Source organism: Sulfurimonas sp. (assembly GCF_026988655.1).
In the GTDB taxonomy this organism is placed as follows: domain Bacteria; phylum Campylobacterota; class Campylobacteria; order Campylobacterales; family Sulfurimonadaceae; genus Sulfurimonas.
Genome location: NZ_JALSKT010000043.1, coordinates 1 through 16,469 on the forward strand (window position 1 = coordinate 1; position 16,469 = coordinate 16,469).

Annotated in this window: 9 protein-coding genes and 1 tRNA gene; 7 read left to right on the plus strand and 3 right to left on the minus strand. The window is 32.4% G+C overall.

Annotation, left to right across the window (positions count from 1 at the left end):
- Window positions 1-189 precede the first annotated feature (189 nt).
- Window positions 190-273: transfer RNA gene (locus MV052_RS03965), tRNA-Leu, on the minus strand.
- A gap of 140 nt (window positions 274-413) precedes the next feature.
- On the opposite strand from MV052_RS03965, the gene MV052_RS03970 reads away from it, so the two are divergent.
- The 4 genes from MV052_RS03970 to acnB all read left to right on the plus strand — a co-directional run bounded on the left by MV052_RS03970 (window position 414) and on the right by acnB (window position 7,909).
- Window positions 414-2,543 carry a flagellar biosynthesis protein FlgL gene (locus MV052_RS03970; protein ID WP_297441187.1) on the plus strand — a complete coding sequence of 710 codons (2,130 nt, stop codon included), beginning with the start codon at window positions 414-416 and terminating at the stop codon, window positions 2,541-2,543.
- Between the two features lie 58 nt (window positions 2,544-2,601).
- Window positions 2,602-4,803 carry a DNA translocase FtsK 4TM domain-containing protein gene (locus MV052_RS03975; RefSeq protein WP_297441188.1) on the plus strand — a complete coding sequence of 734 codons (2,202 nt, stop codon included), beginning with the start codon at window positions 2,602-2,604 and terminating at the stop codon, window positions 4,801-4,803.
- Window positions 4,803-5,195 (plus strand): DUF3820 family protein, encoded by a 393-nt coding sequence (locus tag MV052_RS03980; protein ID WP_297441189.1) that lies wholly within the window; start codon window positions 4,803-4,805, stop codon window positions 5,193-5,195. Before MV052_RS03975 ends, MV052_RS03980 begins: the two co-directional genes overlap by 1 nt.
- Window positions 5,196-5,323: 128 nt before the next feature.
- Window positions 5,324-7,909 carry a bifunctional aconitate hydratase 2/2-methylisocitrate dehydratase gene (gene acnB, locus MV052_RS03985; RefSeq protein WP_297441190.1) on the plus strand — a complete coding sequence of 862 codons (2,586 nt, stop codon included), beginning with the start codon at window positions 5,324-5,326 and terminating at the stop codon, window positions 7,907-7,909.
- A gap of 43 nt (window positions 7,910-7,952) precedes the next feature.
- Here the strand turns inward: acnB and lolA are convergent, their stop codons facing one another.
- Window positions 7,953-8,468 (minus strand): LolA-like outer membrane lipoprotein chaperone, encoded by a 516-nt coding sequence (lolA, locus tag MV052_RS03990; protein WP_297441191.1) that lies wholly within the window; start codon window positions 8,466-8,468, stop codon window positions 7,953-7,955.
- Between the two features lie 131 nt (window positions 8,469-8,599).
- On the opposite strand from lolA, the gene secA reads away from it, so the two are divergent.
- Together secA and MV052_RS04000 are read left to right on the plus strand one after the other, a co-directional pair.
- Complete coding sequence (secA, locus tag MV052_RS03995) at window positions 8,600-11,188, plus strand: preprotein translocase subunit SecA (protein ID WP_297441192.1); 2,589 nt, start codon at window positions 8,600-8,602, stop codon at window positions 11,186-11,188.
- Window positions 11,185-12,387, plus strand: coding sequence for an ABC transporter permease (locus MV052_RS04000; RefSeq protein WP_297441193.1), 1,203 nt, complete (start codon window positions 11,185-11,187; stop codon window positions 12,385-12,387). The genes secA and MV052_RS04000 overlap by 4 nt, the downstream gene beginning before the upstream one ends.
- Window positions 12,388-12,398: 11 nt before the next feature.
- Here the strand turns inward: MV052_RS04000 and MV052_RS04005 are convergent, their stop codons facing one another.
- Window positions 12,399-15,434 (minus strand): AsmA-like C-terminal domain-containing protein, encoded by a 3,036-nt coding sequence (locus MV052_RS04005; RefSeq protein WP_297441194.1) that lies wholly within the window; start codon window positions 15,432-15,434, stop codon window positions 12,399-12,401.
- A gap of 58 nt (window positions 15,435-15,492) precedes the next feature.
- Between MV052_RS04005 and mltG the strand changes: the two genes are divergently transcribed.
- Window positions 15,493-16,437, plus strand: a complete 945-nt coding sequence (mltG, locus tag MV052_RS04010; protein ID WP_297441195.1) for an endolytic transglycosylase MltG — start codon at window positions 15,493-15,495, stop codon at window positions 16,435-16,437.
- Window positions 16,438-16,469: the final 32 nt, after the last annotated feature.

Genomic DNA, 16,469 nt, shown 5'->3' on the forward strand with positions numbered 1-16,469 from the left:
TTCTGCAGGATTAGAAGTTACATCTCTACCATGAAAAAGAATAATATTGCTGTTCTACAGGGACTTAAAAGTGCTTTAGATGGAAAAGCTTACACTCCTGTTGGGGTTGGGTGCTGAATGGTTACGTTTTATTTTAATATTTGCTTGAAGTATAAAAAAGTAATGTAGAATAAACAAATGTTGTTTTAGTGGTACCAGAGAGGGGATTTGAACCCCTAAGCCGTGAGGCGGCGGATTTTGAATCCGCTATGTATACCGTTCCATCACTCTGGCGTATTTGTGTCTTGTGAGTGAAATAATAGTGACATGTTGCTTAAAAGTAAATAACATTCTGTCGATTTAGAGTTAAATGGAACTTTTATTGCTATACTTTTAATTATAGCTTGTGATTTTTTTACAAATGGAGAAATATTATGCGTGTAACATCAAGTATGTACTACCAGAGTTTATATGGTACAAATAACCTTAAAATAAATAATGAGCTTTTTGATGTAAATAAGCAAATAGCATCTGGACTAAAAATCCAATATGCGAGTGATGATGTTACGACTTTCACTAAGACAATGCAACTTGATAATGAAATGACGACTATTGGACAGATTAAAAAAAGTACAGAAAGTGGTTATAAAGTATCTAATCAGACTGACGTAGTGTTAAATGAATTTGAAACTGCGATGGATAGGACTAGAACACTTTTGTTAAACGCAGCAAATGGTACCCATAGTGTCGATTCTTTAGATGCTATTGCTAATGAACTTCGAGGTTTAGAAAAACATTTCAAAAATCTTGCAAATACCTCTATAAATGGACAGTTTCTTTTCTCTGGTACAGCAGTTGATACAAAACCGATTGCTGATGATGGTACATATAAGGGCAATGACAAAACAATGAATGCTTTTTTAGGTTCAAACAATCAACAACAGTATAATCTCTCTGGAGCAGATCTGTTTTTGGGTGAAGATAGCCTTGTTAAAAGAAATATCACTAGTAATGTTATCTTAGAAAATTTGAGTAAAAAAAGTTTTGATGCCTCAAATACAGATAGCGCAAACTCCATAACTATTACGACAAGTGACACTATTAGAGACTTAATGGGAGATACTGACAACACCAGCGATGCAGCAAATAAGCATCACTTTTATGTTAGAGGTGTCAAAAGTGACGGGACTGCGTTTAATGCGCAAATAGATAAAGCTGATGATGATTCTGTAGAATCCCTCCTAAAAGACATCGGGAAATTGTATGGTAATACAGCAAATGTAGAAGTTGTTAACGTGGGATTGAATCCTTATGGACAGATAACCATAGAGGACAAGATGAAAGGCTCAAGTAAGCTTGATTTTCATATGGTTGGTGCAGTTGATTTTAATCAGGCGGATGGCAATGATGAGGCTGATATAAATGATGCTGTTTATGCGGGTACACTTGGACAGATTAGTAACTTGGATGGTGGTGAAACAAATTTTGTGGAGATTATAAATCCAACTCCTCCCGCTGTTGCTAATGATTTGTATGTAAAAGAGTTTGTTAAATCACCTTATGCTTCTGGTACATCAGATATAAGTAATATTGATGGCTTGTTATATGACAGAACACAGTTTGCTCAAGATGGAGCGCAACTTAGCTCAAGTGTCGCTCAAATACTCAAAGGTTCAAATGAGTTTGCTACGCCTTCTACAAAGATTTCTGAAGTTGCAGATCTCTCTCAAGGTACAGCAGGTACGCTTGATGGAACGCAGTTACTTCTTAGTGGAAATAAAATTGATGGAAGCGCTTTTACTCCACCTGTTCAAATAGACTTCAAAACAAGTGGTTCTACTTTTTCTTTAGATGGTGGGGCAACAAATTTTGACATCTATGATATGGATTCAAATGGACGTAAGGCAGTTCCAGCAGACGAGATGACATATCAACAACTTATGGATGTAATCAATATGTCTATGACAAACAGTTTGCCAGCTGCTAATACAGCAACAGACTATGATAATGCGGTTACTTCATCCAACACCTCGGCAAATACTTATTTGACATATGATGGAAAAATTGCTTTTACAGATTTGTTGGCAAATACGACCCAAGCTACTATCTCTTTATATGATGCAAATAGTGGCGACTTTAATGCTTCAGCATCTGCTCTTTCTTTTAATGCAAATAATGCGTTAACAATTGTTGATCCAAAAACAGATTTTTTTAAAAACCTAAACGATGCAATTACTGCAGTAGAAGATCATAAACTTTACCCAGACACTTCTAGTGGTGATTTGCGAAATACAGGGATAGAAAATGCACTTACAATGTTGGATAAATTACAGTCACATATCTCAAGAGAGCATGCAAAAGTCGGTGCGCAATCAAATACATTGACAAACTCTTTAGAGAGAACAAGCTTGCTAGAAATCAGTACTATGACTTTGCGTTCTGATGTTGTAGATACAGATTTAGCTGAAGCTTCATTAAAGTTGAACCAACTGACACTTAATTATCAGGCTATGCTCTCAACTGTAGGAAAAGTGTCAAAATTGAGTTTAGTTAACTACCTATAAATATTTTTAGCTATACTTCTTTTTTTATATATTACTTACATTTGAAAGGTTTACACTCTTGAAAGATACGTTCTTTATTATATTTTTTGGTCTTTTAATCTACTTTGGTTTTTCTACAATTTTTGGCGACACTGGTCTTATGGGTAGTTTTGGTTCAACTTTTGCAACGTATAACAAACTTTATTTTGGTTATGTTGCTTTTGTTTGGCTCTTTATTCTCCTTGTGCCTTTATATTTTTTATATAAAAAAAGTTCATTTTCTTTTCGTTCTTCTGAACTTCTAGTTGCATCATTTTTAATATTTTACTCCTTTTTACTTGCGCAGGCACTTTTAGTCCATAATGACTTGCGCGGTAAATTTGGTGCTGATTTTGTTGATTTTCTTTCTCCTTATATTGGGCTATTTGGACTTTGGGTTTTTTGGTTTATTATTACGGCAGTTTCTATCGTTATTGTAGCTGATAAAAATAGTTCTGAAATAGTTGCGTATTTTATAGGATTAATAAAAGATAAAACACCCACAGTTTCACTTCCTAAAAAAGAGAAGTCAAACGCAGTAACTGAAATGAAACAAACTAAAAAAGAGAGAAAAAAGAAGCTTTCTAAAGAAGTAGAGAAAGTAACTCCAGAACTTATTGATGAAGAGGAGATAGATAAACCTACTTATCTTAGAAAACAAGAAACAGAGCAAGAAGAAGTTCATATAGTAGAAGAAGAACAAGAAGAAAGGAAAGAACAAAAAAATCTACTTGATATTGCTTCAGAAGTAAAAGAACATAAAAATGCAATCATCGTAGAAGAGCTAGAAGAAAATGCAAAATTACTTGCTACAATAGACAAAGGTAAGGTAGAAAAACCAAAAAATTTCAAACTTCCTTCTGTTGACTTTTTACAAAAACCTACAAAAGGTAAAAAAAATATTGATGAAAGTGAAATTGATGCAAAAATTCAGCATCTTATAGAAAAACTTGCTCACTTTAAAATCAATGGTGATGTTGTGCGAACATATGCAGGTCCTGTTGTCTCTACTTTTGAGTTTAAACCTGCTGCAAACGTAAAAGTTAGTAAGATTTTAAATCTTCAAGATGACCTAGCTATGGCACTCTCAGCTGAAACTATCCGTATTCAAGCACCTATTCCAGGCAAAGATGTAGTAGGTATTGAAATACCTAACGAGACTGTAGATACTATCTATTTACGCGAAATTTTAGACGATAAACTTTTTAAAGATTCTTCTTCTCCTCTAACTATGGCACTGGGTAAAGATATTGTTGGAAAACCTTTTGTTACAGACCTTAAAAAATTGCCACACTTACTTATAGCTGGTACAACGGGAAGTGGAAAAAGTGTAGGTATCAATGCAATGATTTTGTCATTGCTTTATAAAAATTCACCCGATCAATTGCGTTTACTTATGATAGATCCAAAAATGCTTGAATTTTCAACATACAATGACATTCCACATCTTTTGACACCTGTCATCACAAAACCAAAGCAAGCTATTGCAGCACTCAATAATATGGTAGCCGAGATGGAACGTCGTTATGAATTAATGGCAGAGACAAGAACGAAAAACATTGAAAACTATAATGAAAAGATAAAAAAAGAAAATGGAGAACATTTTCCTTATATTGTCGTCATTATAGATGAACTTGCTGACTTGATGATGACAAGTGGGAAAGATGTGGAAGTCTCCATTGCACGGCTTGCGCAAAAGTCTCGTGCCTGTGGTATCCATCTTATCGTTGCAACACAGCGTCCTTCTGTTGATGTAGTTACAGGACTCATTAAGGCTAATCTACCATCTCGAATATCCTACAGAGTTGGACAAAAAGTTGACTCAAAAATCATCCTCGATCAAATGGGGGCAGAGTCACTTTTAGGACGTGGGGATATGCTTTTTACTCCTCCAGGTTCAACAGGACTTGTACGTTTACATGCTCCATGGGCAACCGAAGAAGAGATAGAAAAGATAGTCGAATTCATAAAAGCACAACGTGAACCTAATTATGATAAAAGCTTTTTAGTAGAAGAAAGTGAAAGTAGTTCAAAAACAGGCAACAGTGAAAGTTATGAAGAACTTGATGAACTCTATGAAGATGCTAAAAATGTTGTCTTAACAGATAGAAAAACTTCTATATCTTACTTACAAAGAAAACTTCAAATAGGATATAACCGTTCAGCAAGAGTTGTTGAACAACTTGAACAAGAGGGTATACTTTCTGCACCAAATGCAAAGGGTATAAGAGAGATTCTCTAATGCCAAAACCTCTTTTTGTTTTCACACAGTATAAGAACTCTTTTAGTGTACATATTCCTAATTTGGAAGAACTTTCAGTAGAACAAATTAAACAAAGTCAAGATTTTGTTCAGCAGAGGCATGGATATTTTGACTTTAGTACTTACTCGTTTAGCATTCAAAAAAAAATCAATTTTGAAGAATTTAGTAAGATTGTGCTGTTGAGTGAGTTAAATGCAATAATGCAAGAAAATAAAACAATAGTAAAAAGTATGCAAAAAATCTCTTTTGGTAAATATAAAGGCTTACTCTACAGTGAGTTGCCTGACTCATACTTAAAATGGCTCAAAACAAACTACATGGGTAGAGAAAGAGAGGAAATAGCTCTTGAAATTCAAAGTCGTGGGTTGTGATCTGTTACAAATCAACACACAATCAAAATAAATTTAACTATAGGTGTTTATATAAGTAACACTATAAAAAAGCTAGCTCTACTTTAGGATATAATACTAGCAAAATAAATTTAAAACTAGGAATTGCAATGGCATTTTTAAAAGACTATCAAGCACACGTAAAAGAAAGAGAGGCACTAGGTGTTCCTCCTTTACCACTTTCTGCTGAACAAACAGCAGAGTTAATAGAACTTATTAAGGCAGACTGTACGGATGAGCTATTAGATTTATTAAAAAATCGTGTGGCACCAGGTGTTGATGATGCAGCGCAAGTAAAAGCAGCATTTTTAAATGATATTGTAACTGAGAAGATTAGCGTTTCTTGTATCTCTCCTGTTGAAGCAGTTGAAATTCTAGGTATGATGCTAGGTGGCTTTAATGTACTTCCATTGGTACACGCGTTAACTTCTTCAAACCAAGAAGTTGTTGATGCTGCAGTCAAAGCTTTAAGTAAAACACTTTTAGTTTATGATGCATTTAATGATGTTGAGAAACTTCATAAAGAAGGGAATACGCACGCTACTAAAGTGTTGACTTCATGGGCAAATGCAGAATGGTTTACTTCTAAAGAGCCAATCCCTGAAGAGATGACAGTAACTGTTTATAAAGTTCCAGGTGAAACAAATACTGATGATTTATCTCCAGCATCTGAAGCATTTACTCGTTCAGATATTCCTTTACACGCAAACTCATTACTTATTAACAGAATGGAAAAACCATTAGAGACTCTTGCTGAGTTAAAGAAAAAAGGTCATCCAATCGCTTATGTTGGTGATGTTGTTGGTACTGGTTCTTCTCGTAAATCAGGTGTTAACTCTGTTCAATGGCATATTGGTGTAGATATTCCAGGCGTGCCAAATAAACGTACTGGTGGTGTTGTTATTGGTTCTACTATTGCTCCAATTTTCTTTGCTACTTGTGAAGATTCAGGTGCACTTCCACTAGAGATGGATGTTTCTTCTATGGAAACTGGTGATGTTTTAACTCTTTATCCATATAAAGGTGAAGCTAAAATTAATGGTAAAACAGTTGCTACATTTAAGTTAAATCCTAACACTATCACAGATGAAGTACAAGCTGGTGGGCGTGTACCATTAATCGTTGGTCGTGGTCTTACTTCTAAAGCTCGTTCAGTTCTTGGCATGGGACCAACTGATATATTCTTAACTGCAGATCAACCAGCTGATACAGGAAAAGGGTATACTCTTGCTCAAAAAATGGTTGGGAAAGCTTCAGGTTTAGACGGTGTTCGTCCAGGTATGTATGTAGAGCCTGAGATGACTACAGTTGGTTCTCAAGATACAACTGGTCCTATGACTCGTGATGAGATTAAAGAGCTCGCAGCATTAGGTTTTAATGCTGATTTAGTACTTCAAACTTTTTGTCATACAGCAGCATACCCAAAACCATCAGATGTAGTAATGCAACATACATTACCTGACTTTATCTCAAAACGTTCAGGTGTTGCTTTACGTCCAGGTGATGGTGTTATCCACTCTTGGTTAAATAGAATGGCTCTTCCGGACACTGTAGGAACTGGTGCTGATAGTCATACACGTTTTCCTATAGGTATCTCTTTTCCAGCTGGATCTGGTGCTGTTGCATTTGCTGCAGTTACTGGTTCTATGCCATTAACTATGCCTGAGTCAGTTCTCGTACGTTTTAAAGGTGAAATGCAACCTGGTATCACTTTACGTGACCTTGTAAATGCTATTCCTTATCAAGCGATTAAAGATGGTCTTTTAACTGTTCCAAAAGCTGGAAAAATCAATATTTTTGCTGGTCGTATTTTAGAAATTGAAGGTTTACCAGATCTTAAAGCAGAGCAAGCATTTGAGCTATCTGATGCATCTGCTGAGCGTTCAGCTGCTGCTTGTACTGTTTTATTAAATGAAGAGCCAGTTATTGAATACCTTAAATCAAATGTAGCACTATTAGAAGCTATGGTTGAAGATGGATATCAAGATAAAACTACACTTGAACGTCGTATTGGTAAGATGAAAGATTGGTTGGCTAAACCTTCACTCATGAAACCTGATGCTGATGCTGAATATGCAGCAGTAATCGAAATCGACCTTAACACAATTACTGAACCTATTTTAGCGTGTCCAAATGATCCAGATAATGTTAAATTATTATCTGAAGTTGCTGGCACGAAAATTGATGAAGTATTTTTAGGTTCTTGTATGACCAACATCGGTCACTATCGTGCAGCCGGTGAAGTTATGCGTGGAGAGACTGGACATAATGTTGAAAAATTCTGGATTGTTCCACCAACTCGTATGGATGAACAACAACTTATCAACGAAGGTTACTATGATGTTTATAAAGGTATTAAAGCACAAACAGAAGTTCCTGGTTGTTCTTTATGTATGGGGAATCAAGCATCAGCTCGTGAAGGTTCTACAGTATTTTCAACATCAACTCGTAACTTTGATAACCGTTTAGGTAAAGGAACACAAGTTTATCTCGGCTCTGCAGAACTTGCTGCAGTATGTGCTAAATTAGGTCGTATTCCTACAGTTGAAGAGTATATGGATGTTGTTCCTGCAAAATTGGCTGGTAAAGAAGATCAAGTATATAAATACCTTAACTTTAATGAAATTAAAGATTATCACCTTCAAGATCGTGAAGTTGCAGAAAAGAAATATGGTATAACTGTTAAACCAGTATAATCTACATATGTTTACAGATAGATTTTTCTATCTGTAAATTAATTTACTCTCTTATAATATCAAAGTCAGTAGGGATATTTGGAATAAATAATTTTTTTTCTATAACGCTATTTTGATTTTGATTTTTAAATACTATCTCGACATTATTCTCAAATTCATCTTTGTATGAAATTCTTTCAATAATATCATTTTTTATTTCAATTGTATATTTTGTATTTCTAAAACTAGCAATATAGATACCTTTGCCTTTTTTTTCTGCATTTTTAATAAGTGTAAAAATATCAAAATTTGTACTCAATTTTTTTATGATAGCCTGTTCAAGATCTGGTTCAATGACTACTACTTTGTTTGGTAAAATAAAGACTTGTTTATTGATAGGGTTTTTATACTCCCATAAGGCGTACTGGGGTTTTGCCGCTTTTATATGCCCATTATATTTGATTACTTTATTATTGTCATCTTTAATATTTTGAATAAAATCTGCATCAAAATATTGCAAATTTTCTATACTCGCATAGCAATTAAGTGCTAAAATTGTTGAGAGAAATAATTTTTTCATTTACATCCTTTAGGCGGAAATTATAGCAAATTATTCATTTATACTAATTATTATATTTAATGTGATAAAATAAGAACAATTTCAATGATTACTATATGCTATATTATATAGTATCAGACATAAGGTTGCAAATGCTACAAGCATTCATGGGTAAGGTTTTTGGTACAGCCAATGACCGAGAATTAAAAAAATATGCAAAAAAAGTAAGAAATATAAATGCCTTAGAAAGTAAATATGAGGCACTAAGTGATGATGAGCTCAAAGCTGCGTTTGAAGCACTAAAGTTGAGTGTTCAAAATGAAGAAAAAACTCTTGATGATGTTTTGGAGGATTCTTTTGCCATCACAAGAGAAGCAGCGAAACGTGTACTCAATATGAGACATTTTGATGTTCAGATTATTGGTGGTATTGTTTTGCATGATGGGCGTATCGCAGAGATGAAAACCGGTGAGGGTAAAACACTTGTTGCAACGCTAGCTATCACACTCAATGCTATGCAAGGCAAGGGTGTACACCTTGTAACTGTAAATGACTATCTTGCTTCTCGAGATGCGAAGGAAATGGGTTCCTTATATAATTTCTTAGGTTATAGTGTTGGTGTTATATTAGAAGATATGCATAACCCAGAAGAAAAAAGAGCTGCATATAATGCTGATATAACGTATGGAACAAATAATGAATTTGGTTTTGACTTTTTAAGAGATAACATGAGTTATTCAAAAGATCAAATGGTGCAGCGTGGACATAATTTTGTAATCGTAGATGAAGTGGATTCTATTTTGATTGATGAAGCGCGAACTCCACTTATTATATCTGGTCCGACGAATAGAAATATGCAAGATTATCTTAAAGCAAATAAAATTGCTCTGCAACTAGAAAAAGATGTAGATTTTACTGTTGATGAAAAAGATAAGGTAGTTCTTATTACTGAAGAAGGAATAACTAAAGCAGAAAAACTTTTTGGTGTTGAAAATTTATACTCTCCTGAAAATGCAACACTGCCTCATGCACTTGATCAAGCACTTAAAGCAAACCACCTTTTTGAAAAAGATGTGGACTATGTTGTCAATGATGGTGAAGTTGTTATAGTAGATGAATTTACAGGACGCCTTAGTGAGGGAAGAAGATTTTCAGAAGGCTTACACCAAGCTCTTGAGGCGAAAGAAGCTGTAGAGATAAAAGAAGAAACACAAACTTTAGCAGATATTACATTCCAAAACTATTTTAGAATGTATGATAAACTAGCTGGTATGACAGGTACAGCCGAAACAGAAGCAACAGAATTTGCTCAAATTTATAATCTTGATGTTGTGTCTATTCCTACAAATATCCCAATTGCTCGGCAAGATCTCAATGACCTTATCTATAAAACAGAAGAAGAAAAGTTTGCTGCAGTTATAGATACTATCAAAAAGCTTAGTAAGACTGGACAACCTATTCTTATAGGTACTGCTTCGATTGAAAAATCAGAAGCACTTCACGAAGTACTGAAAGTAGAAAAAATTCCTCATACTGTTTTAAATGCTAAAAACCATGAGCAAGAGGGTGAGATCATTAAAAATGCTGGGGCAAAGGGTGCAGTTACCATTGCTACAAATATGGCAGGGCGTGGTGTTGATATCAAAGTTAGTGATGAAGTTAAGGCTTTGGGCGGCTTATATATTATTGGTACAGAAAGACATGAAAACCGACGTATAGACAATCAACTTCGTGGTCGTTCAGGGCGTCAAGGTGATCCAGGAACTACACAATTTTATCTTTCATTAGAAGATAATTTACTTCGTATTTTTGGAAGTGATAAAATCAAGTCAATCATGGAAAGACTAGGTGTTGAAGATGGTGAGTATATAGAATCTAAAATGGTCACACGTGCAGTTGAAAAAGCTCAGAAAAAAGTTGAAAATATGCATTATGAAGGTCGTAAGCAAATTGTTGAATATGATGATGTATCAAATGAACAAAGGAAAATTGTTTATAAATTTAGAAACCAACTTTTAAGTAGTGACTATGACGTCTCCGCTAAAATTGACGAAATTAGAGCAGAATGGTTACAAAATGTGTTTGAACTAGCTGATATTTTTGCTGGTTCTGCAAGTGAAGATTTCAATTTAACTAAACTTTCAGAACTTATTAAAGAACAAATCAACTTTGATCTTGATGTTGCAACGCTTAAAAATTTAGAGTATGAAGAACTTTTCGAAAAAGTACTCACTCTATTGAAGACATCTTATGATGAGAAAATGAGTGTATTAGATGAAGAAACAAGACAAGATATTGAAAAAGAGTTCTATCTAAAAGAGTTGGATAATGCATGGAGAGAACACCTTTATTCGATGGATAATATGAAAACTGGTATTCGTTTACGTGCATATAACCAAAAAGACCCTTTAGTTGAATATAAAAAAGAGAGTTTTAATCTCTTTGGTGAACTTATTAATGACATTAAATTTAATACTATACGTACACTTCATATTATACAATTTAGAGTCGAAAATGCTGAAGAAGAAGCAGCGAAACTAACAAAAAAACTTGAAGAAGAGAAAAGAGCACAAGCAGAACTTTTACGACTCAATCATCATGATAATGTAGATATAGATGCCGAGGGTGAAACTATGACAAAAAAAGTATCAAGAAATGATCCTTGCCCTTGCGGTAGTGGAAAAAAATACAAACAATGCTGTGGTAAAAGTGGACCAAAAAAAGGTGTATTTGCTTCTTGAAAAAGTCAATAGTTCTTTATCTTGTCAAACGTTTTTTACGATTTGACAAAGATCAGCCTTTTATATTTATATCTGCACTCCTCGCCTTTTTAGGTATTTCGCTGGGTGTAATGGTACTTCTTATCGCGATGGCTCTTATGAATGGTTTTGATAAAGAGTTTAAGAAAAAACTCACTATTATGAATTATCCTCTTACTATTCTTCCAAAATTTTATGGCGCTGTTAATGAAAACTTGCTAATAGATTTGGAAGAAAAATTTCCAAAATTGAAGTTTAGTCCTTTTGTTCAGTCCTCTGTTATGGCTAGAAGTGGTACAGAACTTGAGGGTGGATACCTTTTTGGTGTGAATTTTCAAGATGAAAAAAATGTTAATTCTGTTTTGAAAAAAGCTATAGAAAATCATACATTTAAAAAGTTTGATGTACTTATTGGAAAAAATTTAAAAGAAGAATTTGATTTAAACCTTGATGACAAGCTAATGTATATTTTTACTAATGTTGAACCAGGTGGATTTTCTGTTACACCAAAAATCAAACGCTTTAAAGTAAGATCATATTTTGATTCAGGTCTTTCTGCGTATGATAAGGCATATTCATATACTACCTTAGCTTCTTTACAAACCATATTACATATGTCTAGCAATGAATATAATGGTATTCATATCTACTCAAATACCCCTAGAGAAGATATCTTAAAAATTAAAAAAGAGTTGCCAATCAGCGTAACGATACGAGGATGGTGGGAAGATAATTTAAATTTCTTTGCTGCTCTTGAAATGGAAAAAACATCTCTTTTTATCGTTCTTATGTTGATTATTCTTATTGCTGCTATAAATATCATCTCGTCACTTTTAATGACTGTGATGAATAGAAGAGGGGAAATTGCACTCCTTCTTTCACTTGGAGCTACTACGGTCGAGATTAAGAAAGTGTTTTTATATCTTGGTGTTGTTATTGGTATTACTGGAATAGTTGCTGGAGCTGTTTTAGGTTTAAGTGGCATTTGGATTTTAGGGACTTTTGATATTGTATCTTTACCTAAGGATGTTTATCCTACATCCACATTACCACTTGACTTAAGCTTACAAGATTTTGTTTTAATCCTTAGTGGTGCTTTTGTTATTGTAGTGGCATCTTCTTATTATCCTGCAAAAAAAGCCAGTGAAGTAGATATCTTAACAGTTCTTAGAAATGAATAAGGTAGTGAATTTTATCTACTTGTATTGATATCATTTACAGCTTTTTGTATAAGCTTGTAAGGCAAGGTTAGTGTGCGCTTAATGATATTAAGTGGTGCAACAACTATATCTTGTGCAACCTGCGTTTGAATTTTTGGATCTGTCAATTTTCCACTAACACCCAGTGTTGTTGCAATACTTTTTCCATCAAATATAATATATCCAACAAGTGGCACTTTAGAAATATTGCTTCCTAAATCTGTTTTTAAATTCATTGTTAAATCAATTTTATCATGTTCAATGTCAGCTTTACCTTTTCCAAGAATTGTTAATTCATTAGAAGCTAAATATAAATCTGATATATTAAAAACACTATCTTTGTAATGAAACTTCATGTAGCCATTATTTATTTTAAGTCCATTTTTATTATATCCAGGTAGAGAAAAAGTTACTAGTGAAGGAATTGTATTTACAAAAGCAAGTATATTATTTAAGATTTTATAGTCTATCATTGTTGTATTTTTAATGTAGAATACACCATCATAATCAGAGAGCATCCCATTTATTGAAAAATCTAAACGACCACCTTTAAATTTAGAAAGTGAAGAAATATTTTGCATATATTTGTCATTAAAATTTTTTCCATAAAGATGAAAGTTGTTTTTTTCAAGTCTGAATCCTGCATCTCCTTGTTTGTAACGTAATTGTGCAGTTAAAATGTTTTTTGAATACTGAAGGTATATTTTATCAGAAATTGCCCTTCGATCTTTACTTAAGTAGATATAAGAGTTTGTGGCATTTAAAAATAGATCTTGATTTTGTTTTTCTTTGGAATTTATAGCTTCTAAATCATTTACAAGATGAATAATTGCAGGAAGATTGATACCTATGTTTTTAGTGCTGATTTTCACTTTATCACTGATTTTTACTTTAATTTTTTTATTTACATCAAAATAAATTTTTAAATCTTTTCTGATTTTACCTGAAGCTTTATATTGTTTCACAGGCTTATTGTTATTAAATATTAAAGCATAAGGATATATTACCTTAGCATCAAAGTATGTTTCATATTCATCACTTTTTTTATGTAGACTTACTTGACCATTTGTTAATTTTAAATTTTTTAGTAATTGTGAATCTTTTGCTATTCTCTCAAGTGAGTGTAAGTTTAGTTTCCATAATGTATCATCAGAATAGAACTCTGCATTGAGTTCATTTGATTTTATTTGAATATGATTTTCTTTGATTTTTGCTTGGAGTAATATTTTATTGTTATTATAAAGTACTGAACTTGTTTTTGGATTTTTTAAAACAAAGTTATTTAAACTCAAATGTATATTACCAATATTGTAGTTATATTTAGCGTAAATTTTTGTACTGATAAAGTCACCAACTTCAACAACAGTATGTTTTAATTTAATACTAGAGTTGTTAATGATAGCTTTAGCATTCTTAACTCTGTAAGGAGAACCATTCACGCTAAGATAAATATCATTAAGTGAGTCGATTGTTAAAACTTTATTGTATTTTATTTTAAAAGGCATATTTGTTTCATTTAAGACAATACCAGCATAATTAAATTCAAGTAAATCTAAATCAAATTCGGCTTTTGTAGTGTTTATATCAACAATTCCACCAATGTATCCCTTGGCAATATCATTGAGTGTAAACATAGTTGATGGAATATTTACTAATAATGTATGTATATTAAAAGGTAAAGAGAGTGGGGCAAAGCTAATGTTTTGATCAAGATATGTCCATCTTGAAGCATCAATGTTTAGTATACTATTATTAGTATCTATATTGTAAACTACATGGAGTGGTTTAGAATTATTTGAAAGTTTAACTCCGCTAGTATTAATGTCACTAAGCATAAAATCTATAAAACCATTATTTTGTTTTGCATCGTAAATCAAACTTGCATTTGTTTCTAAAATATTTTGATATTTGATAAACATATTGTTTGTCATTATCAGAGTGTTATTAAGATGAACTTTTGCGTCATATGCTTGTAAATGTAAACCCATAAAATCAAAAGAAGAATTATCAGTAATAAAATCACCCACAACATCAGTGTCTATAGTTTGCAAGTCAATCTTTAAGTGTAAATTTGTATCTATTTTGCCTTTCGTTTGTTTAAAAGGAAGATTGATTTTATATGCTTTTAGTATAGATAAAATAGCATCATTAAGCATACCATCTAGCATGAGGTATAAATCTAATGTTTCATGTTTGTGTGTAAAATCAATTTTTAGCCAACTCTCTTTTAGAAACGTATTGTACGAATAGGCTTCTATAGGTCTTATAAATAATGCACCGTGCTTAAACTCTAAAATTGTTTTTTTTGATATGACAGGTTCTAAGTTAGGGTTGTATTTATAAGCTAAACTATTGGCTGTAGCAGTGAGATACATTTGCTTATAAGCATTTTTTAGATTAGTGTAATCAATCACTCCATAAAAGTTTTCTATATTTAAATTTTTTACTGCTATGGCATCATGAACCCAATACATAAGATGTTTATCAAATGGAATTTTCTTAATTATATGTTTTATATTTTTTATGGAACTATGGCTTTTAACGCCATATCTAAGCTTTTTTGAATCAGCGACTGCAAACGCAGTAATGTTAGCATCATTGTTTATGATGGCATTGAGTTTTATATATTGTGTATTATTTACTGCGTTTAGAATTATATCACCACTTAGTTTTACTGTATTGTTTTGGTCATGTAAATTGTTTATATGGATTAAGAGCATATCTTTTAAAATAAAGATATTGGATTGAAGGTCATAATTCTTATATTTTAGATTTAGAGAGCTGTTTTTTTTATCAGAGTAAAAAAACACTGCGTTTAGAGTTGGAGTAGATATTTTTTTTACAGATATTTCTTTGATTACGCTTTTTGTTTTAGATAAGAGTTTAATATATTTATTAATATCTTCTTGATTGAAAGTACTTTTTTTCTTTTTTTTAGATGTAACAAGAAGAATTTCTTCAGATGATATGATAAGACCATTATTCCATTGAATATATGTTTTTTTAATGTAAATATTTGAAAAATGCAAATTATCAAGATATAATCCATTTTGAAGAACAACAAAAGTTACTATAAAAAAGAGAAATATGAAAGAGAAAAAACTGATTATTATAAAATATGTTTTTGAAATAATATTAATAATGATGTTATCAGTCATGTATTACCTAAATAAGCCTATTGTAACCCCCCAAGTCATATATATACCAAAAGGTTCGATAAACAAAATTATAGCACAATTGCAAAAAAATAACTTAAATGTGTGTAAATTAGATGCAATACTTTTACGTTTCATCGGTTCTCCGCAAAGTGGTTGGATAGACTTAAAATCTACACACAGTACTAAGGCAGATTTTTTGTATAATCTTACTACTTCTAAAGCTGCTCTACAAAATGTAACACTTATACCAGGAGAGACAACTTATGTGTTTTTATCAGAACTAGCAAAAGAGCTTGGACTTGATGCAGAAAAACTAAGGCAAGAGTTCAAAAATCTCTCTCCCATCCCAGAGGGCGCCCTTGTTCCCAATACATATAAATTACCAAAAGGTCTAAGTGAACAAAAAGTGATACAAATCCTTCTCAAGATATCCGATAGGAAAATGCGAGAAATTTCCAAAAAAATATTTGGTACATATAATCAAAAAAAATGGTTTCAATATGTAGCAATTGCTTCAATTATTCAAAAAGAATCTGCAAATAATGAAGAAATGCCTATTGTTAGTTCTGTAATCTATAATCGAATTAGAAAGAAAATGAAGCTTCAGATGGATGGAACACTTAATTATGGAAAATATTCACATGTAAAGGTTACTCCTAAGCGTATAAGGGAGGATAAGAGCATTTACAATACATATAAAATGAGTGGAATACCACCTGTTCCAGTCTGTAATGTTAGTATAGAGGCTATACAATCAGCTATATTTCCTAAAAAAACAAATTATTTATATTTTATGAAATCAAAAAAAGGGACACATGATTTCACATGTAACTATTCTACACATTTACGCAATATAAAGCATGCTACAAAATGAAACATATCCTAAATAAGCGAGAATGTTTTTGC